This window comes from Rhodoluna limnophila (genome assembly GCF_005845365.1).
Classification (GTDB): domain Bacteria; phylum Actinomycetota; class Actinomycetes; order Actinomycetales; family Microbacteriaceae; genus Rhodoluna; species Rhodoluna limnophila.
Window position 1 is genome coordinate 838,297 of record NZ_CP040509.1, and the last position, 21,222, is coordinate 859,518.

General features: G+C 53.6%; 15 protein-coding genes and 2 tRNA genes. 10 read left to right on the top strand and 7 right to left on the bottom strand.

Translation table 11 applies throughout. From position 1 onward, the window contains the following. Nucleotide 1: 1 nt before the first annotated feature. Nucleotides 2-74: transfer RNA gene (locus tag FFA38_RS04095), tRNA-Arg, on the bottom strand. Between the two features lie 64 nt (nt 75-138). On the opposite strand from FFA38_RS04095, the gene FFA38_RS04100 reads away from it, so the two are divergent. From FFA38_RS04100 to FFA38_RS04135, 8 genes are all read left to right on the top strand, one after another. Next, nucleotides 139-978 carry a UbiA family prenyltransferase gene (locus tag FFA38_RS04100; RefSeq protein WP_138315620.1) on the top strand — a complete coding sequence of 280 codons (840 nt, stop codon included), beginning with the start codon at nt 139-141 and terminating at the stop codon, nt 976-978. Next, a complete protein-coding gene (locus FFA38_RS04105) occupies nt 978-2,399 on the top strand; it encodes a phytoene desaturase family protein (protein WP_138315621.1) in 1,422 nt (473 codons plus the stop codon). Before FFA38_RS04100 ends, FFA38_RS04105 begins: the two co-directional genes overlap by 1 nt. Before the next feature lie 28 nt (nt 2,400-2,427). Next, a complete protein-coding gene (locus tag FFA38_RS04110; protein WP_419247540.1) occupies nt 2,428-2,817 on the top strand; it encodes a DoxX family protein in 390 nt (129 codons plus the stop codon). A 16-nt stretch (nt 2,818-2,833) separates the two neighbouring features. Next, nucleotides 2,834-3,625 carry an SDR family NAD(P)-dependent oxidoreductase gene (locus FFA38_RS04115; RefSeq protein WP_138315623.1) on the top strand — a complete coding sequence of 264 codons (792 nt, stop codon included), beginning with the start codon at nt 2,834-2,836 and terminating at the stop codon, nt 3,623-3,625. A gap of 11 nt (nt 3,626-3,636) precedes the next feature. Beyond that, nucleotides 3,637-4,950 (top strand): argininosuccinate synthase, encoded by a 1,314-nt coding sequence (gene argG, locus FFA38_RS04120; protein ID WP_138315624.1) that lies wholly within the window; start codon nt 3,637-3,639, stop codon nt 4,948-4,950. Between the two features lie 69 nt (nt 4,951-5,019). Next, nucleotides 5,020-8,247 (top strand): efflux RND transporter permease subunit, encoded by a 3,228-nt coding sequence (locus FFA38_RS04125; protein ID WP_138315625.1) that lies wholly within the window; start codon nt 5,020-5,022, stop codon nt 8,245-8,247. 62 nt (nt 8,248-8,309) lie between these two features. Continuing rightward, complete coding sequence (gene orn / locus FFA38_RS04130) at nt 8,310-8,915, top strand: oligoribonuclease (RefSeq protein WP_138315626.1); 606 nt, start codon at nt 8,310-8,312, stop codon at nt 8,913-8,915. An 82-nt stretch (nt 8,916-8,997) separates the two neighbouring features. Next, nucleotides 8,998-9,073: transfer RNA gene (locus tag FFA38_RS04135), tRNA-His, on the top strand. Between the two features lie 55 nt (nt 9,074-9,128). Here FFA38_RS04135 and gatB read toward each other — a convergent pair. The 6 genes from gatB to FFA38_RS04165 all read right to left on the bottom strand — a co-directional run bounded on the left by gatB (nt 9,129) and on the right by FFA38_RS04165 (nt 16,946). Beyond that, a complete protein-coding gene (gene gatB, locus FFA38_RS04140; RefSeq protein WP_138315627.1) occupies nt 9,129-10,631 on the bottom strand; it encodes an Asp-tRNA(Asn)/Glu-tRNA(Gln) amidotransferase subunit GatB in 1,503 nt (500 codons plus the stop codon). Beyond that, nucleotides 10,631-12,136 (bottom strand): Asp-tRNA(Asn)/Glu-tRNA(Gln) amidotransferase subunit GatA, encoded by a 1,506-nt coding sequence (gatA, locus tag FFA38_RS04145; protein ID WP_138315628.1) that lies wholly within the window; start codon nt 12,134-12,136, stop codon nt 10,631-10,633. The genes gatB and gatA overlap by 1 nt, the downstream gene beginning before the upstream one ends. 3 nt (nt 12,137-12,139) lie before the next feature. Beyond that, complete coding sequence (gene gatC / locus FFA38_RS04150) at nt 12,140-12,436, bottom strand: Asp-tRNA(Asn)/Glu-tRNA(Gln) amidotransferase subunit GatC (RefSeq protein WP_138275534.1); 297 nt, start codon at nt 12,434-12,436, stop codon at nt 12,140-12,142. A 68-nt stretch (nt 12,437-12,504) separates the two neighbouring features. After that, complete coding sequence (ligA, locus tag FFA38_RS04155; protein ID WP_138315629.1) at nt 12,505-14,622, bottom strand: NAD-dependent DNA ligase LigA; 2,118 nt, start codon at nt 14,620-14,622, stop codon at nt 12,505-12,507. A gap of 3 nt (nt 14,623-14,625) precedes the next feature. Continuing rightward, the gene (gene mnmA / locus FFA38_RS04160) at nt 14,626-15,735 is read right to left on the bottom strand and encodes a tRNA 2-thiouridine(34) synthase MnmA (protein WP_138315630.1); all 1,110 of its coding nucleotides are present in this window, start codon (nt 15,733-15,735) and stop codon (nt 14,626-14,628) included. A 38-nt stretch (nt 15,736-15,773) separates the two neighbouring features. Beyond that, nucleotides 15,774-16,946, bottom strand: coding sequence for a cysteine desulfurase family protein (locus FFA38_RS04165; RefSeq protein ID WP_138315631.1), 1,173 nt, complete (start codon nt 16,944-16,946; stop codon nt 15,774-15,776). Nucleotides 16,947-17,051: 105 nt separating this feature from the next. Between FFA38_RS04165 and glgX the strand changes: the two genes are divergently transcribed. Both glgX and FFA38_RS04175 read left to right on the top strand, forming a co-directional pair. After that, nucleotides 17,052-19,109 (top strand): glycogen debranching protein GlgX, encoded by a 2,058-nt coding sequence (gene glgX, locus FFA38_RS04170; protein ID WP_253786114.1) that lies wholly within the window; start codon nt 17,052-17,054, stop codon nt 19,107-19,109. Between the two features lie 82 nt (nt 19,110-19,191). Continuing rightward, on the top strand, nt 19,192-21,219 hold the full coding sequence (locus tag FFA38_RS04175) for an alpha-1,4-glucan--maltose-1-phosphate maltosyltransferase (protein ID WP_172956001.1): 2,028 nt from the start codon (nt 19,192-19,194) through the stop codon (nt 21,217-21,219). Nucleotides 21,220-21,222: the final 3 nt, after the last annotated feature.

Consider the following 21,222-nt stretch of genomic DNA (forward strand, 5'->3'; position numbering starts at 1 on the left):
GCGCCCCCGGCAGGAATCGAACCTGCGACCAAGAGATTAGAAGGCTCTTGCTCTATCCACTGAGCTACGAGGGCTAGCCCCGACATTGGGACCCTGATAGTTTACCGTCGACTTCGAGACCATGGTTAGAGTTAGAGCGTGCTAGGGCGATTGATAACTATTTCCAGACCGGTTCTGTGGATTAACACCATCGGAACGACACTCATGGCCGTTTGGCTTACCGGAGATCTCTGGCGGTGGGACTCAATCTGGTTGCTGATCTGGGTCACGCTGCCTTTCAACCTGCTGATTTACGGCATCAACGACATTTTTGACCAAGAAACTGACAACATCAACATTCGCAAGGGTGGATTTGGTGGAGCCAAGATTGATCCGCGCGAGGTGCCCTGGATTACGTGGGGTGTAATTCTTACGAATGCACCTTTCTTGATTTTCTTTGGCCTCAACTACTCACTCGAAGCCAACATTTGGATATGGGCCTACAGCCTAACTTTCTTGTTCTACTCAGCCCCGCCGGCTAGGTTCAAGGGCCGCCCGTTCTTGGACTCTATTAGCAACGCGGATTACGCCTTTCCGCTGGCTTTCGTGCCTCTTGCACTCGGCGAGGAGCCAATCTGGCTGGCAGTGTTTGCCCTGATGGCCTGGAGCTTGGCCAAGCACACCTATGACGCCATCCAAGACATCGATGAGGATGCCTTTGTTGGAATCAAAACCACTGCCGTGTATCTGGGCGTAAACAAATCGCTGGTTTGGGTTGGCTTCTGGTGGACTGTTTCGACAATCCTGTTCTGGTTCGTCAACATTCCACTAGCGCTAGCCAACGTGGCCTACGCGGCGTGGTTAATCTGGCTGATTAGACAAGACAACTCAACTCAGAATGCCAAGCGCGTTTATAAGTACTCGGTGGCTTACCCCTATGTGGTTGGTTCAGTAGCGGGCGTCCAAATAGTGACCGCTATTGTCCTGGGCGCAATCTGATGGCCAAAAGAATTGTTGTGGTTGGCGCCGGCCTAGGTGGCCTAACGGCTGCCGCACTTTTAGCCAAAGCTGGACACAGCGTCACAGTTCTCGAGCGCAATAGCTGGATCGGCGGCAAATCAAGGCGCATTGAAGTTGCCGGCCAGCGGATTGACACCGGACCATCACTGGTGACCTTCCCCGCAGTGCTTGAAGAGTTTTTTAACCGCTATGACTCGCGGGGCACCAAGGGCGCTGCTGCAAAACTCGCGGCACTTGAGCTAGAAAGACTGCCAGAGGTTGGCAGGTATTACTTTGGGTCCGAAATTGTTGACCTGCCTGTGCCGGCTAACCACCCGTGGCACGAGGCTTGGGTGCGATTTGAATCCGAACACGGTCACCTCGGACCCGAAATCACCAACCTGTTGACCTCAGATCCTTTCGATGCGGCAACTCTGCCGGCGGTGACCGCGATTACCAAGGCCTACGGGCGTCACCTATCAACTCGGGCCTACCTGAATAGCCTCGATTGGATGCCTGACGGATTGCGAGAAGTGATTGCCATTCACACGCTGAATGCAGGCATCTCGCCAGAACGCACATTGGCCCTTTATGCAACCATTGCGGGCGTCATGGCCAAGGAGGGGATCTTTGTTCCACGGGGTGGCGTTTATGAAATTGCCCTGGCGCTTGGCCGACTCGCCTCGGCAGCCGGCGCAGAAATTATCACGGGCGTTGAAGTTAAGAAAATCTCAAAAGGCTCGGTGCGCACCAGTGACAAAACTTATGAGGCTGACTACATCATTGCGGCCACTGATGCCCAAGTAACCGATCGACTGCTCGGCAAAAAGCGCCGCAAACCTAAGCGTGTATCTTGCTCGGGAGTAGCGATTTTTGCTGTCTTGAAAGAGCCGCTCCCTGCGGGAACAGTTACCCACTCGGTAATAATGCCCTCAGACCCTCGCGCTCTGCACAAGTCCTTGGACCAAACTGTGGTTCCAAACGAGACTATGGCGTTTTTGAATTACTACGAACCTGGCCACATTTATCCAAATGACAAAGCCACCGCCGCAATACTGCTCACAGCCCCGGCCAACGGTGAGCACTTTGACCTAAATGACGAGTTCGTTCAAGCTCAGCTCGAGCGAATTAGCGATCAGATTGGCTTAGAGCAAAACATCCAAGATCTGATTCTGGACTACAAAATTCTGGACCCCGGCTACTTTGCTGAATTTGGAGCAAACGGAGGCTCGCTTTACGGAACAACCCGACCTATTTGGCAGGGCGGCCCGCTACACCTACCCGGATACAACTCGCTGTGGCGCCCATGGCTTTGGCGTGTAGGGGCCTCGGTGCATCCAGGCGGCGGAATTCCAGCCGTCCTAGGCGGCGCGATGATCTCTTCGGCACGACTAATCAATCGAATCGGGGCTAAAAATTAAGGTCGTTCGGGCCATAGCCCGGCTTTTGTTGGGGTCGGCATTGGTTTTTGCCGGAACCGGTCACCTCACTTTTGCACGTTCCGAATTTCAAGCTCAGGTTCCGACCTGGGTTCCGCTCGATCCTGACTTTGTTGTCGTTGCCTCCGGTGTGGTCGAGGTGCTGATCGGTTTGGGATTAGTTTTTTGGCCTAGCAAAAAGCGCGTTTTCGGCTGGCTAGCAGCAGGACTATTCGTCGCCGTGTTTCCCGGCAACATCTCACAGTGGATCACTCAGACTGACGCCTTTGGATTAAATACGGATTCGGCAAGAGCGATTCGACTGGCCTTTCAACCGCTTCTGATTCTTTGGGCGCTTTGGTCGACAGAGATTCTCGGTGACCTTTGGCGCAAACGGGCGTATTCTAAAAATAAGTTCTAGTTAGAAGGAGAATTCCATGAAGGTCCAGGGGAAAGTAATAGTCGTTACCGGTGCCGGCAGCGGTATGGGGCGTCAGCTAACGATTGAACTGGTAAGCCGTGGAGCCAAGGTTGCTGCAATCGACCTTCGCGAGGAATCCCTGCTTGAAACAAAAACACTTGCCGGTGGAAGCGTTGAAACCTTCGTGCTCGACATAACCGACGCAGCAACGGTCGCTGAGCTGCCGCAAAAAATTGAAAGCGCCCTCGGTTCAGTTGACGGTCTAATCAATAATGCCGGCATAATCCAGCCTTTTGTAAAGATCAACGAACTGACTTTGGAACAAGCTGCACGAGTTATGAAGGTGAACTTCGATGGCCCGCTAATGATGACCAAAGCATTTCTGCCTGGTTTGATGAGTCGCCCTGAGGCGCACATTCTTAACGTTTCATCAATGGGTGCCTACGCCCCGGTTCCTGGCCAGAGCGTGTACGGAGCTTCCAAAGCTGCCATAAAGTTGCTTACAGAGGGACTGCGATCTGAATTGGCAGCCACAAACATCGGTGTCACCATCGTGTTCCCTGGAGCTATTGCAACGAACATCGCGGCGAATTCTGGAATGGCAATGCCTGCCGATGCGGCAACTGAAAGCAAATTCAAGACGACTCCCGCACCGATTGCGGCACACGCGATGATTGAAGCGATTGAGCACAACCGGCCGCGAATCACTATCGGCAGCGATGCTCGACTTATGGATATCATGAGCCGCATCAATCCTGTTTTTGCAGCCAACCTGATCCAGAAGCAGATGGCCTCACTACTCAAGTAAACTTGGGTCTTATGACTAAAGTTCTTGCATCCCTACCTGTTGGTGAAAAAGTCGGCATTGCCTTTTCTGGTGGCCTAGATACTTCTGTTGCTGTGGCATGGATGCGTGAAAAAGGCGCCGTTCCTTACTCATACACAGCCAACCTTGGTCAGTACGATGAAGACGACATTGATTCAATTCCAGATCGCGCTCTGGTTTACGGCGCCGAGGCTGGCCGCCTAGTCGACTGCCGACAGTCTCTTGCCGAAGAAGGGCTTGCTGCCTTGGCCTGTGGCGCATTCCACATCCGTACCGGCGGCAAGGTTTACTTCAACACCACTCCCCTGGGCCGAGTAGTCACCGGAACCATGCTGGTGCGCGCCATGCACCAAGACGGTGTTGAAATCTGGGGCGACGGATCAACATACAAGGGCAATGACATTGAGCGCTTCTACCGCTACGGTCTTTTGGCCAACCCAAACCTAAGAATTTACAAGCCTTGGCTTGACGCTGACTTTGTAAACGAGCTCGGCGGTCGCCACGAAATGAGCGAGTGGCTACTAGAGCGCAAACTGCCTTACCGTGCATCAGTAGAGAAGGCATATTCAACGGATGCCAACATGCTGGGCGCGACCCACGAGGCAAAGACCCTTGAAAACTTGGATACTTCATACGAAATCGTCGAACCAATTATGGGTGTCAAGTTCTGGGACCCATCGGTGGAAATTGAGACTGAAGACGTCAGGATCACTTTCCGTCAGGGCCGCCCAGTGGCAATCAATGGTGAAAGCCTTGAAAACGCTGTTGACCTAATTATGAAAGCCAACGAGATCGGTGGGCGCCACGGACTAGGCATGAGCGACCAGATCGAGAACCGCATTATTGAGGCCAAGAGTCGCGGAATTTACGAGGCTCCTGGAATGGCATTGATCCACATTGCCTATGAGCGCCTAATTTCGGCAATTCACAACGAGGACACCGTAGCGGCTTACCACGCAGAAGGCCGCCGAATGGGTCGCCTACTTTACGAAGGTCGCTGGCTAGACCCGCAGACCCTGATGCTGCGTGAATCACTGACCAAGTGGGTTGCCTCAGCAGTAAATGGATCTGTGACCCTGCGCCTTCGTCGCGGAGATGACTACACCATTGTGAACACTGAGGGTGAGAACTTTAGCTACCACCCTGAGAAGCTGTCGATGGAACGCACCGAGGATGCAGCGTTTGGCCCAACCGACCGAATCGGTCAGCTGACCATGCGCAACCTTGACATCGCTGACACCCGTCAAAAGCTGGACATGTACCGCAAGCAAGGACAAATTGAAGGCGGTCAGTTCGAACTGGCTTAAAAAGCTTTTCTAGGAATACCTCTACTGACCCCTGGGTTAGCCTAGAGGTATTGCTATTTAAGGGGCCCAATGCATCTTCTAGCCAAGCTAAGTCTTGCTAATCGCTCAGTCGTCGCGCTAATCACCGCAATTGTCGCGGTTTTCGGTTTCATCTCACTCGGATCATTGAAGCAAGAGCTCATTCCAAGCTTTGAGACGCCGCAGGCTGCCATTGTCACGACCTACATCGGTGCCTCTCCGGAGGTTATCGATAAGCAGGTAAGCCAGCCAATTGAAAATGCTGTTCGACAGCTAGATGGGCTAGTCACCTCGACTTCAACCTCCCAAAGCAACATCTCTATTGTTCGCGTTGAGTTTGACTACGGAGTCACCTCCGCACAGGTCAAAGAGGACCTTGCCGCTGCCCTAGCTACAGTTCAGTCCTCACTTCCAGAGGATGCAAATGCCGAGATTCTCTCGGGCAGCTTTGACAGTGTTCCTATTTTGGTGCTGGGTGTTTCTGACAACTCGGGCAACAACGATGAGTTGGCTCAAACTCTTCCAGACATCGCAGAACCGCTGTTCGGCGAGATTCCAGGCATGCGCGAAGTCTCAATTTCTGGCGCTGCCGAGAAACGCATCAATCTGAAACTTGACCAGGCCAAACTGGCCGCCAACGGTCTTTCTCAACAGTCGATTACCACCGCACTTCAGTCAAATGGTTTCGTGATTCCAGCGGGAACCATCGATGATGCCGATGGCCAGATCTCTGTAGAAGTTGGCGAGACCGTAAATTCAGTAGAAGATTTTGAAAACCTTCCGCTTATCGGAACCAGAACTTCGGTGACCACCCCTACGGTTCCGACAATCCCAGGAATGCCTAGCTTCACCGGCACCCCGACAGTTTCTACCTCAACCGTTGCGTTGAAGGTGTCGGATGTTGCAACCGTGAGCTACGAAGATGCCCCGGTTACCAGCATTGCCCGCGTGAACGGCAACTCGGTATTGTCTATCGCGTTTACCAAGACACAGGATGCAAACACAGTCGCCATCTCTCACGCTGTTGAAGAAAAGGTGACCGAACTTCAAGACAAGCTTGGTGGCGACGTAACCATCGTGACGGTTTTTGATCAGGCACCTTATGTTGAAAAGTCGCTCGAGAACCTAACTACCGAGGGCCTACTGGGACTTGGCTTTGCAGTGCTAATCATCTTGGTTTTCTTGATGTCCGTTCGATCAACTTTGGTTACGGCAATTTCCATTCCAACCTCGGTTCTCATCACCTTTATAGGCTTGAGCGCATTTGATTACTCACTAAACCTGTTCACATTGAGCGCTCTGACAATTGCTATTGGTCGAGTCGTCGATGACTCAATCGTGGTAATCGAAAACATCAACCGTCACCTCTCTTACGGAGAAGAAAAGAAACAGGCAATTATTCGATCGGTTCGAGAAGTTGCCGGTGCGATCACCGCTGCGACCATCACCACCGTTGCGGTGTTCCTGCCAATTGCCCTGGTCGGCGGCCTGGTGGGCGAGCTATTCCGTCCATTCTCATTCACCTTCGCAATTGCGCTGGTTGCCTCACTCTTCGTCTCGCTGACCATCGTTCCGGTGCTGGCTTACTGGTTCTTGAAGTCACCTAAGGGCATCGTTCACGAATCCGAGGAGGCAGCACGCCAGCACGAGGCAGAGGTCCGCGAGGCCGAGGAAGCCAAGGAAAGAAAGAGCTGGTTGCAGCGCGGCTACATCCCTGTTCTAAATTGGACCCAGCGCCGACCAGTGGTAACACTGCTGGCGTCTTTCTTGATTTTGGTGTTCACTTTTGGACTTGTGCCACAGCTGAAGACTGACTTCATTGGCTCTTCAGGCTCAAATAGCTTTGTGCTAAACCAAACGCTTCCTGCCGGTGCAACCTTCGAGCAACAGGATGAAGCCGCGGCCAAGGTTGAGGCTGTGCTCTTGGATGAACCAGCAGTGGACGTTGTTCAGACAACCATTGGTTCATCCGGCGACGGACGTGTGGCATTCGGCGGCGCAGCCGGCGGAACATCACTTCAGGTGACAACGGTCGATGGCACCGATCAGGTTGCCCTTCAAGAAAAGCTTGAGGCCAAATTCGCAGCCGACTCAAGCCTGGGCGAGGTCAAATTCACCTCTGGCGGCGGCGAGGCGTTTGGCGGCTCGAGCACCATCGACATCAAGGTAATTGCCTCTAATGATGAAAACCTAAACCAAGCAATCTCCGCAATTCAGTCAGCAATGGCCGACACTCCGGATGTATCTGCTGTCACCAACTCTTTGGCTGAAAAGCAGCGGACTCTGCGCATCACAGTAAACCGGATGGCAGCTGCTGAAAAGGGGCTTACTGAAGTAGCTGTTGGTGGCATCGTGGCTTCGACCATGCGCCCAACCAGCATCGGGAAGGTCAACATCGATAACGTTGAGACACCGATCTACATCGTCAAGACTGACATCCCTGAGACCGTCGCGGAAGTTGAGGCTATCAACATTCCAACAGCAACCGGCCTAATCAAGCTCTCATCGATCGCCAAAATCGAAGAGGTTGAGGTGCCGGTATCTATCTCCAGCGAAAAGGGTGACCGAACCGCAAAGGTCTCATTGACCCCTTCGGGAGATAACTTGGGTGCCATCTCAGCAGACGTAACCAAGCGGCTTGAAGAGGTAACCCTTCCGGCCGGAACCACAGCAACAATTGGTGGAGTCAGTGCCTCACAGGCTGAATCATTCGGCCAGCTCGGGCTAGCGCTGCTGGCTGCGATTGCCATCGTCTTTGTTGTCATGGTTGCAACGTTCTCAAGCATCATTCAGCCGCTAATCCTACTCATCTCTATTCCGTTCGCCGCTACCGGCGCCCTGGGCATGCTACTCATTACTGACACAGCACTGGGTGTTCCTGCGCTGATCGGAATGTTGCTCCTCGTGGGAATCGTAGTAACCAACGCGATTGTGCTTATCGACCTAATCAATCAGTACCGAAAGGAAGGCCGACCAACGCAGGTTGCCATCATGGACGGTGCAAGACAGCGTCTTCGCCCAATTCTGATGACTGCGCTTGCCACCATTTTTGCCCTTACACCGATGGCCCTCGGGTTCACCGGCGGTGGCGGTTTCATCTCGCAACCTCTGGCAGTGGTTGTTATCGGTGGCTTGTTCTCCTCAACCGTGCTAACCCTGGTGATCGTGCCGGTTCTTTACTGGCTGGTAGAAGGCCGCAAGGAGCGCAAGGCAGCTAGACGCACCCGCAAGGCAAGCAAAGCCGCAGGTGCCGTTTCGATTGGTCAGCTTGATAACTAGCCGGAATCGGTAGAATTGGGAGGTCCTCGGCTTTTGTCGGGGGCCTCCTCTACTTTTGGAACGTGATTGAGATTTCAGAGAACCTCGTTTGGATCGACTGTGAAATGACCGGCTTGAACCCGGAGTCGGATTGCCTAGTTGAGGTGGCGGTAGTAATCACTAACTCAGAGTTAGAGATCCTCGATGAAGGTTTTGACGTGGTCATCAAACCACGTGAGGATTCTTGGGCAAACATGAACGATTTTGTTCGCAACATGCACACCGAATCTGGCCTTATCAATGAGGTAGAAAACGGTCTAGAGCTGGCTGACGCAGAGCACCTGATCCTCGAATACATCAAGCGCTTTGTGCCTAACGCCAAAGAGGCTCCCCTAGCGGGCAACACCATCGGCACTGACCGCATGTTCCTGAACCGCTACATGCCAGAACTAGACCAACACCTGCACTATCGAAACATCGATGTATCTTCGATCAAAGAACTTACCCGTCGTTGGTACCCGAGAGTGTATTTTCAAATGCCAAAGAAGGGCGGCGGTCACCGCGCCTTGGCTGACATTCTCGAATCCATCCAAGAGCTGCGCTACTACCGCGAGACCGTGATGATTCCACTGCCAGGACCTACCTCAGAGCGGGCAAAGGCCGCTGCCGAGTTGGTAGCCAAAAACTAACCTCATTCATCTGCACAATCTAGCCGAACGTTGCTAAACAACTGATAGACTCTATGAGTTGTTGCGTCAAGCACGGCACTTGGTGGGTATAGCTCAGCTGGTAGAGCACCTGGTTGTGGTCCAGGGGGTCGCGGGTTCAAGCCCCGTTACTCACCCCAAGAAAAAATCCCGATGACTTAGGTCATCGGGATTTTCTACTTTTTGATGGCTCGTTTAGGCGTTTGCTTTCTCAATCAGCAATTCGCGAACACGACCAGCATCAGCCGAGCCCTTCATGGCCTGCATAACTGCACCAATTACGGCACCAGCAGCCTGCATGCGGCCCTCACGGATGGCATCAAGAACATCTGGCTGCTTGGCCAACGCTGCATCAATTGCGGCAATCAGGGCGCCGTCATCTGAAACAACTTCAAGACCGCGTGCGGCCACGATCTCTGAAGGAGAGCCCTCTCCAGCCAAAACAAAGGTCAGTACCTCACGAGCTAGACGGTCGTTTAGCTTGCCAGCCTCGACTAGTCCGGCAAGTTCAGCCACCGAAGCACCAGAAATGTTCAACTCGGTGACATCCTGGTCTTGGCTGTTGGCAATTCGGGCAAGCTCGCCGGTCCACCACTTGCGGGCCGCCTGAGGCTTTGCTCCGGCTGCAACGGTTTCCTCAATCTGGTCGAGCAGGTCCGCGTTTACAACATCGCGGAATTCAAGGTCAGCAAATCCCCATTCGGCTTGAACACGCTTGCGGCGGTCAGCTGGCTTCTCCGGTAGTTTGGCGCGAAGCTCCTCAATCCACTCCTTTGAAGGCTGAACTGGAACCAAATCTGGCTCTGGGAAGTAGCGGTAATCATCAGCATCTGACTTAGGGCGTCCTGAGCTGGTCGATCCCTTGTCCTCGTGCCAGTGACGGGTCTCCTGGATGATTGAGCCGCCTTTAGCCAAGATTGCTGCCTGACGCTGGATTTCGTATCGAACCGCGCGCTCGATTGAGCGAAGCGAGTTAACGTTTTTGGTTTCAGTACGAGTGCCAAGCTTTTCTTGACCGTGTGGGCGAAGAGAAACGTTGGCGTCACAGCGCACATTTCCTCGCTCCATCTTGGCGTCAGAAACACCCAATCCCTTTACGATTTCACGAATCGAGCGCACATAGGCCGCTGCTAGCTCTGGTGCCTCAGCACCGGCACCAAAGACAGGCTTAGTAACAATTTCAACTAGCGGAACACCGGCGCGGTTGTAATCAACTAGTGAGTACTCAGCGCCTTGAATACGACCGGTTGAGCCACCAACGTGTGTTAGCTTGCCGGCGTCTTCTTCCATGTGAGCGCGTTCAATCTGCACTGTGAAGCTCTTACCAGAAGGAACTTCAACGTCAAGAGAACCCTCAAAAGCAATCGGCTCATCGTACTGAGAGGTTTGGAAGTTCTTGGCTAGGTCTGGGTAGAAGTAGTTCTTGCGGGCAAAGCGACCGGTAGGCGCAATTTCGCACCCCAAGGCCAAACCAATTGAAATGCTTGATTCAATGGCGCGCTTGTTTACAGCCGGCAATGATCCCGGTAGTCCAATACAGATTGGGCAAACGTTGGTGTTTGGCTCATCACCAAACTCGTTGCGGCAACCACAGAACATCTTGGTGTTGGTGTTTAGTTCAACGTGAACTTCTAAACCGATCACAACCTCGAACTGCTCCAGGGCCTTTTCGTAATTCATCAATTCGTCTTTAGCCATTAGCCGCGAACCTCCAACTCTGGTGCAAAATCAATCATTCGCTTGCCCCAGACATCTTCATGCATCTTTTCAAGCGCGGCACCTACCTGGTACAGGCGGGCATCGGCACGAGCCGGCGCTAGCAACTGAATACCCGATGGCAAATTAGTGTCTTCGGCCAAACCATTTGGAATTGCCATACCCGGGATACCTGCCAAGTTGGCCGGAATGGTGGCGATGTCATTGAGGTACATGGCCAGTGGGTCTTCAAGCTTCTCGCCCAACTTAAATGCGGTGGTTGGTGCAGTCGGTGAAACCAGTACGTCTGCTTTTGCAAACGCGGCATCGAAGTCACGCTGAATTAGTGTGCGCACCTTCTGAGCTGATCCGTAGTAGGCGTCGTAATAACCACTCGATAGAGCATAGGTACCCAGGATGATTCGGCGCTTTACCTCTGGACCAAAACCAGCCTCGCGAGTAGCAGCCATGACGCGCTCGATGGTAGGCGCACCTTCTGGAGTTACGCGCAGACCAAAGCGGACCGAGTCGAATTTAGCCAGGTTTGAAGAAGCCTCGGCCGGAAGAATCAGGTAGTAGGCAGCAATTGCGTATTCAAAGCTTGGGCAATCGACCTCGACAATTTCGGCACCGGCGTTTGTCAAAAGCTCAAGGCTTTCGTTGAAACGCGCAGACACACCAGGCTGAAAACCAGCGCCGGTGAGCTGCTTGATTACACCGATGCGCATGCCCTTGACGTCAAGTTTTTTAGCGGCCTCGGTCATAGAACCTAGTGATTCCGGCAACGAGGTGCTGTCGTGCGGGTCGTGACCGGCGATTACGTCCTGAAGCAATGCAGCATCAAGAACATTGCGCGAAACTGGACCGATCTGGTCAAGTGAGCTTGCCAAAGCGATAAGGCCGTATCGAGAAACCGCACCATAGGTTGGCTTGGTTCCCACGGTTCCGGTTACGAATGCTGGGTAGCGAATCGAACCACCGGTGTCAGAACCAATGGCCAGAGGCGCCTGGAACGAGGCAACGACAGAACTTGAGCCGCCGCCAGAACCGCCTGGGATTCGATCTAGGTCCCAAGGGTTGCGGCTCGGCCCGTAAGCCGAGAATTCGGTAGATGAACCCATGGCAAATTCGTCAAGATTGGTCTTACCCAGAATTGGCATGCCCGCATCGCGAAGCTTCTTAACTACAGTTGCGTCGTACTGCGGAACCCAGCCCTCAAGGATTTTGGAGCCAGAGGTAGTCGGAGCATCTGTGGTGGTTAGGTTGTCCTTGACTGCGATTGGGAGACCGGCAAGCCCGTGAAGCGGCTCCCCCGCAGCACGTCTACGGTCAATGTCTGCTGCGGCAGCCAGAGCCGCCTCTGGGCCAACGTGTAGGTACGAGTGGACGGCACCATCAACGGCAGCAGTGCGGTCTAGGTGTGCCTGGGTAACTTCAACAGATGAAACCTGGCCAGACTTGAGCAAATCAACCAGTTCACTGGCATTTTTGCGAATGAGTTCAGACATTAACTACTCCCCATCCAGGATTGCGTGCACGCGGAAACGTCCATCAGCACTGTCGGCTGCACCTGACAAAGCTTCGGCTTGAGTTAGCGAAGGCTCGACGATGTCCTCACGGAAAACATTTGCCATTGGGATTGGGTGGCTTGTTGCCGGAATGTCACCCTCAACCGCTGCTTTAACGGTTGCAACCGAATCAACGATCAGGCTAATTTGTTCGGCAAAAAGGGCTACTTCTTGATCAGTAACGTCAATGCGGGCCAGGTTGGCAAGATGCCTAACCAGGTCGGGCGTAATTTCAGACATAAATCCACTCGCTAGGCAAAAGATGATTGACTCTTAGCCTACCAAACCGCCCCCAAAGGCACGGCTGTCTAGCCCTTGAATCTGAGGATGAACTCATCCTCAGTAATTACCTCAACACCAAGTTCCTCTGCCTTTGAAAGTTTGGATCCGGCATTTTCACCAGCCACCACAAAAGCGGTCTTTTTTGACACCGATGACGCCGCTTTGCCTCCGTTGGAAATGATGGCTTCCTCAATCTGCTCACGAGTGAAATTCTTGAGCGAACCAGTGGCAACGATGCTCATACCTTCAAAAATTCCGCCCGCAACAGCGGCCTCGCCCGGGCCTGCGTGGCCTGGAATTTCAAGTTGCACGCCAGCTGCACGCCACTTTTCGATAATCTCGCGGTGCCAATCGATTGAGATCCACTCTTTGATGGACGCGGCAAGCGTTGACCCAACACCATCGACACGCGAAAGTTCGTCTTCGGAAGCAGTGAAAATTCGATCCAGCGAACCGAAAAAACCCGCCAACGACCTGGCCGCTACCGGACCAACATGCCTAATTGACAGAGAAACCAAAATTCGCCAGAGCGGCTTGGTCTTGGCCTCTTCAAGGTTTCGAATCAGTTTTAAGGCAACCTCGGCCGGCGAACCGTCTTTCTTTCTAAAAAAGTCGACGATTTTTGGATCACCATTGGCATCAAGTTTTGGTAATCCGGAGTCTGGATCCAGAACAAGCGCCCGGATAGGCAGCAACTGCTCAAGAGTTAGGTCGAACAGATCAGCCTCTGACCTAAGCGCTGATGAAGCAGGTTCGACCGGCTGGGTAAGTGCACAGGCTGCTACGTAACCCAAAGCCTCAATATCGAGGACTCCCCTTGATCCTAAATAAGCTACCCGTTCACGCAACTGGGCTGGGCAACTGCGAGAGTTTTGACAACGCAGGTCAACATCTCCCTCAGAAGATGGCGCTAGCGGAGAACCACAATCTGGGCACACGGTCGGCATGACAAAGGCGCGTTCCGCACCGGTCCGCAGCTCAACCACCGGCCCAAGAATTTCAGGAATTACATCGCCGGCCTTGCGAAGAACAACTGTGTCGCCAATCAAAACGCCCTTGGCCTTGACGACATCCTGGTTGTGGAGAGTCGCAAACTCAACCACAGACCCAGCGACCTTAACCGGATCAACAACTGCGTAAGGGGTCGCTCGGCCGGTACGGCCAACCGATACTCGAATATCAATCAACTTGGTGTTGACTTGCTCTGGGGCGTACTTATAGGCAATAGCCCAACGAGGGGCGCGCGAAGTGAATCCAAGTTCTCGTTGCACAGCAAGTTCATCAAGTTTGACCACCACGCCGTCAATTTCGTGCTCTAGAGAGTGGCGCTTTTTCTCAAATTCGTCGATGTAGTTCAAGGCCTCATCAACCGAATTCACCACTCGGAAGCGATCGGAAGTCGGTAGGCCCCAAGATTTTAGGAGGTCGTAAAGGTCCGACTGATTTTTAACCGGAGCATCAGGCCAAGCACCAATGCCGTGAACCAGCATTTTGAGCGGTCGGGTGGCTGTGACGCCGGCGTCTTTTTGCCTGAGCGAGCCACTGGCCGAGTTTCTAGGGTTTGCAAACGGAGCCTTACCCTCAGCAACTAATCCCTCATTCAACTTGGCAAAATCTTCGAGGCCAAAATAGATCTCACCGCGAACTTCGACGACCGGCGGATGGCCAGAACCGGCAAGTTTGCGCGGAATCGACTGGATAGTCAATACGTTTGCAGTTACGTCCTCGCCCACCACGCCGTCGCCGCGTGTGGCGGCCGATACCAAACGGCCATCGACATACCTAAGGTTGATTGCCAAGCCATCAATCTTTAATTCACACAGATACGGGCCATCGCCACCTCGTTCGGCCCAAGAGCGAAACTCTTCGAACGAAAACACGTTGTCGAGGCTCATCATCCTGTCCAAGTGCTCGACCGGCGCAAATGCCTGATTGGCGGAACCACCCACGGTTTGAGTTGGACTGTCGCCCGAAATAAGTTCTGGATTTTCGGACTCCAGCGCTTCAAGCTCCTGCAGGAGCGCGTCGTACTCTGCATCGCTAATCAGAACGGTGTTGCCCTCGTAATACGCAGCACGGTGATGATTGAGCTGGTCAACTAGCTCTGCGATGCGTTTAGCTGCCGCCGCCTTCAACAGATCCACAGGTTACTCAGCACCGACTGGAACTGCCGATACGGTTTGATCAATTGTCATCTGACCCAACACCCTAGTACCGAGGTACAGAACAGCGGTCTGCCCTGGCGCAACACCAAGCAGTGGTTCGCTGACTCGAATTACCATGGCGGAATCTGTGACCTTGAATTCAGCTGCAATTGCATCGCCGTGCGCACGCACCTGCACATGAATTTGCGTCCAATCAGACGTATTTGCCGGAGCCTGTCCGCACCAGGTGAACTTTTCGCCGAACATCTCAGCAATAGCCAAAGCTGCCTGAGAGCCGACCACCACGGTGTTAGTCTTTGGTCGAATTTCAAGCACATAGCGAGGTTTACCGTCAGCAGCCGGCCGACCGATTGAAAGACCCTTACGCTGGCCAACTGTAAAACCGTGTGCGCCCTCATGAGAACCCAGAACATTGCCTTCACGGTCAATGATTGGTCCGGTCTCTGTTCCAACCTTGTCGGCTAGCCAATCCTGGGTGTCACCTTCTGGAATAAAGCAGATGTCATAGCTGTCCGGCTTATTTGCGACCGCCAAACCACGTTCCATTGCCTCCGCACGAATTATATCTTTTGAGGCAGTGGCACCGAGGGGAAACATTGAATGCTTGAGTTGCTCAGCGGTAAGCACGCCCAAAACATAAGACTGATCTTTGGCCAGGGCTGCAGAACGGTGCAACTCAAGATTGCCTGCCTCGTCTGTCAGCAGGCTGGCATAGTGCCCGGTGCAAACAGCATCGAAGCCCAGAGCCAAGGCCTTTTCAAGTAGGGCAGCAAATTTGATTCGCTCATTACAGCGCATACACGGATTCGGTGTGCGCCCGGCTTGGTATTCGGCAATGAAATCGTCGACAACATCAGCTTTGAATCGCTCTGAGAAGTCCCACACGTAGTAGGGAATTCCGAGGATATTGGCCGCACGCTGGGCATCCATCGAGTCTTCAATGGTGCAGCAACCTCGGGAACCGGTTCGGAGCGTGCCTGGCATGCGCGAGAGCGCTAGGTGCACTCCAACAACCTCATGGCCGGCTTCAACGGCCCTCGCAGCGGCAACGGCTGAGTCAACCCCGCCAGACATCGCAGCTAAAACCTTCATGCCACAAGTCTACTTTCCAGCACCGTCAGGCCATTGAGTTACCGGCCTGAAACCCCAGCCTTTCTGGCGGAAGCGTAGGCTGCCGGCAACGCAGCTAAAAACTGATCAATTTCAGCTCGAGATGTTTGTGGACTGATTGAAACCCTCAGGCAACTGCGAGCCTCAACCTCAGACCTACCGGTTGCAATCACTACGTGCGATGGGTCAGCGACTCCTGCTCGGCAGGCTGACCCTGTGGATACAGCGATGTTGGATGTGTCCAGCAAGAACAACAACGAGTCTCCGGCGCAACCTGGAAACATAAAGTGAGCATTTCCAGAAATAGCTGGGGCATCTCCTCTCGTGAAGATCGCCTCAGGAACCAATGTGCTTACTTGCTCGCGCAAATAACCAATCAAGCCGCTCATCTGCTCAAGTTTGGCTTCAAGGTCAGTAACCGCCAGACGACAAGCTTCGGCGAGCGCAACGGCAAGTGCAGCCGACAGCGTGCCCGACCGAACCCCGCGCTCCTGACCTCCGCCATGAATCACCTCGGTCAAATTTGTCTTTCTCGAGACAAGCAACGCACCGATGCCTACCGGCGCACCAAGCTTGTGGCCAGAGATCGACATAGCGGCCAGCCCAGATTCGGCAAAGTTGACCTGCGTATGACCAAAGGCAGCCACTGCATCGGAGTGGACCGGAATTTGGTGAACTGCTGCCAGAGCTGTGATTTCTGAAATGGGTGCAAGTACGCCAATTTCGTTGTTGGCCCACATTAGAGAAATGAAAGCGATTTCAGGCGCGCGGTCGGACAGCACATTTCTGATCCAGTCGAGGTCTAGCTCTCCCCGCGGGTTGACTGGACACCAGAGAACTTCGGCTCCCTGCTCTTTCTCTAGCCACTCAAGTGGTTCGATTACGGCGTGGTGCTCGGTTGCCGCTGAAATGATTACGGTTCGCCGGGCATCTTGGCCTGATCGGTGCCAGAACAATCCCTTCACAGCAAGGTTGTCAGCCTCTGTACCGCCAGAGGTAAAAATAACCTCACTCCGGTGGGCTCCTACGGCAGCAGCAATTGCTTCGCGTGCCTCTTCGACCACCCGCCGTGCAGATTGCCCGAGGCTGTGAACTGATGAGGGGTTGCCGATGAGGTCAAGATTCTCGAGGTAGGCGCGCTTTACCTCTGGCAACAACGGAGAAGTTGCTGCGTGATCTAGGTATGCGGCCATAGGTCAAGACTAATCTTTGGCCGTAGTAGTTAATAAGACTGAAACCGTTTGCTGGTTAGGATTAGCGAGTTGCTTTGTTTGACCCTACGAACATAAATGGTGCAAATGTCTGATTTTCAAATGCCTGAACCAGGCCAGATGGGCGTTACCGTCTCTGACGGCATCGGCACTATTCGCGTGTACTCAGATTCGGCGAACACAATTGAAGTCTGCATTCTGAACCCGGAGAATCCTCGCGAAACCATCGAAACCATTGACTTGGTTCGCGGCGCCAACGGAATTTGGTCTGCTTCGAGCAGCCACCTAGTTCCTGGAACTAAGTACGGCCTTCGAGCAACTGGACCGGAGGGTCCACGCCACCGCTTCAACAGCAGCCTGCTGCTGATTGACCCGTACGCCAAGGGTGTTGTTCGCGAGAGCGCGAGAGAGTTTCACTGTGTAGTGGTCGACGGAGACTTCGATTGGCAGGGCGTTGCAAAGCCAAACATTCCGCTAGACGAATTAGTTATCTATGAGGCACACGCCCGTGGCCTCACTCGTGGCAATAGCGCACTGCCTGATGAACTTCGCGGCACCTATGCGGCTCTAGGCCACCCAAGCACGATTGAGCATCTAAAGAACATCGGCGTAAACGCCGTTGAGCTATTGCCGATTCAGATGTTCATCTCTGAACCGCGCCTGATGAACATGGGTCTAATTAATTACTGGGGCTACAACTCAATCAATTTCTTTACCCCACACCACCGCTACGCCACCGCTGCAGCAATTAAGGCTGGTCCAGAGGCTATCTTGGTCGAGCTCAAAACCGCCATCCGTGAATTGCACCGCAATGGAATTGAAGTATTGCTTGACGTGGTCTACAACCACACCGCCGAAGGTGGCGGCGGCGGCTTGACCCACTCATACCGTGGATTGGACAACTCCAACTACTACCGTCAAGACGAAAAGGGTTGGTACCACGACACAACCGGCTGCGGTAACTCACTTGATTTCAGTAACCCACACGTGGTTCACATGGTCCTCGAGAGCCTGCGCTACTGGACCACCGAGCTTCAGGTAGACGGATACCGGTTTGACCTGGCCACCACGCTGGCCCGCGACGAGAACAACCACTACGACCCGAACCACCCGCTGCTCCGATCAATTGTGGAGGACCCGATTTTGGCTGAGGCCAAGATGATCGTTGAGCCGTGGGATGTTGGCCTTGGCGGATGGCAAACCGGCAACTTCCCAGAGCGGTTCAGCGAGTGGAACGACCGCTACCGCGATTCAGTTAGAAGATTCTGGCTCGGTGACATCTCTGCGGCAAGAAATTCTGGAAGTCACTGGAATGGCGTAAGCGATCTTGCCACCCGCCTATCGGGGTCTCGAGACATTTTTGACAGCCCAACCGGCACTGTTGGAGCGGTGAACTTCATAACCGCACACGATGGTTTTTGCCTTCGTGACTTGGTTAGTTACGACGTTAAGCACAACCAGTCCAACGGTGAGAGCAACCGTGACGGCACTAACGGCAACCACTCGTTCAACCATGGGCACGAGGGCATCGGTGCTACTGAGCAGATTGTGGCTCAACGACACAAGGCTGCCCGAAACCTGATGGCAACCCTGCTGTTCTCTTACGGAATTCCGATGATTACCGCCGGTGACGAGCGACTTAAAACTCAGAACGGCAACAACAACGCATACTGCCAAGACAACGTGATGACCTGGGTTAACTGGAATCCAACCCGAAGTGAACGCGACTTCGAGAAAACCTTCAGCTACCTAACGCAGCTACGACGCGAAAATCCGGTGCTGCGCCCTAGAAACTACAGCTCGTTCGATGACGCCACCTCAGAACACGACCTACTCAAGTGGTACAACGCAGCCGGTGAAATCATGTCGACCGACGACTGGCACAACACCGAATGCCGAACCATCAGCCGCTACAGCTTGCACAATGGGGCAAACGGTGAGAAAAACGCAATGCTGTTGGTAATCCACGGTGTTGAGAAAACCACTGAGGTCATCTTGCCGGCCGCCGACGGGGTGACCGGTTACGAAATGCTCTGGAATAGTGCCCACGATGTTCCACGGGCTTCAACCCAGACATATCAGCCGGGTGACACTGTGAATCTTTCAGGCACTTCGATGCAGCTTTTCCGCGCCAGCTTTGCCTAACCCACCACTGACTTGCTAACGGATATGTAAAGCCTTGGTAAACCGGGCAATCCGTCAATAATTTGTCGCTAAGTTATGGAGTGTGAGCAAAGTTAACCAGATCAGCTACCGACACGCACGACCATTTGGGCGCCTACCGATTTTGTCAGTCTCTCCGGCTGTCGAGAACGGTCGCTGGCCAGCCAAGGCTTATGCAGGTGAAGTAGTTCCTTTTGCCGCCACAGTTTTTCGCGAGGGTCACGACGCACTCGCGGCAGAGGTGCTACTAACCTCACCGACCGGAACCCAAACCGTGCACCGTATGGTGGCTGGCGCTCCAGGCTCAGACCGCTGGCACACATCGGTGTTGCTCTCTGAAGAAGGCACATACACCTTTCAGATTCGTGCTTTTGCAGATGATTTTGAAACCTGGCACCACAACGCCAGTGTCAAGCTTGCCGTTGGCATTGATGAAGAACTGATGATGCTCGAGGGCATTGCCCTTTTGACTAGGGCCGCAGCCGAAAAAGGCCGCACAGCTGCCAACGCCCGCAACTTGGTTGAACTCGCCGAAAAACTTGGCGACACCTCACGTTCTGCCCAATCGCGATTTGCCGAGGCCGAAACCAAAGCCATCGCAAAGGCCATCGCCAACCAGCCGATTCGCAGCCTGATTACCCTCAGCGAAGAGTTTGTAATCAAATCCGAACGTTCTAGGTCAGGCGTTGGCGCTTGGTACGAGTTCTTCCCGCGCAGCGAGGGAGCCAAATTTGATGCCAAAACCAAGACTTGGACCTCGGGCAACTTCAAAACGGCGATGAAGCGCCTGCCCGCTGTGGCAGAAATGGGCTTCAACGTGCTTTACATGCCGCCAATCCATCCAATCGGTGTTGCATATCGAAAGGGACCGAACAACACGCTCACAGCCGGGCCACAGGACCCTGGATCACCTTGGGCAATTGGTTCCGAGGCTGGTGGCCACGATGCCATTCACCCAGACCTAGGAACCGAGAAGGACTTTGCCGCATTTGTTAGGGCGGCTAATGATCTTGGAATTGAAATTGCATTGGACTTTGCGCTACAGGCATCACCAGACCACCCGTGGGTTAAGTCCAACCCTGAGTGGTTTACGACTCGTGCTGATGGGTCAATTGCCTATGCCGAAAACCCTCCAAAGAAGTACCAGGATATTTTCCCGATCAACTTCGATAACGACCCAGAAGGCATCTACTTCGAGTCACTTCGGATTATCAAGCTCTGGGTTTCGCGCGGAGTAAAGATTTTCCGAGTTGATAACCCACACACCAAACCGGTGGCTTTCTGGGAATGGCTGATCAATGAGGTCAACTCAGAGTTTCCTGAGGTGGTCTTTTTGGCCGAAGCCTTTACTCGCCCTGCCATGATGCACGCACTGGGTAAGGCCGGTTTCCAGCAGTCCTACACCTACTACACCTGGCGAAACACCAAAGCGGAGCTTGAAAGCTACCTGACCGAGATTTCCAAGGCCAGTTCAGACTTTTTCCGCCCAAACCTATGGGTGAGCACCCCTGACATTTTGACCGAGTACCTACAGTTTGGTGGCCCGGCAGCGCACAAGATTCGCGCTGCAATCGCAGCTACGGCCTCACCTAGCTGGGGAATGTATGCCGGCTACGAACTTTGCGAGTCGGTGGCCCGCCCAGGCGCCGAAGAACACATCGATAGCGAAAAGTTTGAGTACCGGCCACGTGACTGGCAGGCTGCTGAAAAGGGCGGTCGAAGCATTGCCCCATACATCACCAAACTTAATCAGATTCGTTCCGCCCACCCTGCCCTGCGTCAACTTAGAAACTTTGAGCTTCACCACACAGACGACTCGGCAATCATCTGCTACTCAAAGCATCTGGCGGCAGAACACACCGAGAGCGGAAAAGCAGACACCGTTTTGGTGGTGGCAAATGTTGATCCGCACGCTGTGCGCGAAACAACAGTGCACTTGAATCTAGCCAAACTTGGCCTACCTGAGGGCGCAACCTTCGAAGTGCATGACCTGATTACTGGCGAGACCTACAAATGGTCCACCGATAACTACGTCCGCCTCGATGCATTCCACGAACCTGCACACATTTTCAAAATCGGCAAAGTGCTTTAAGAG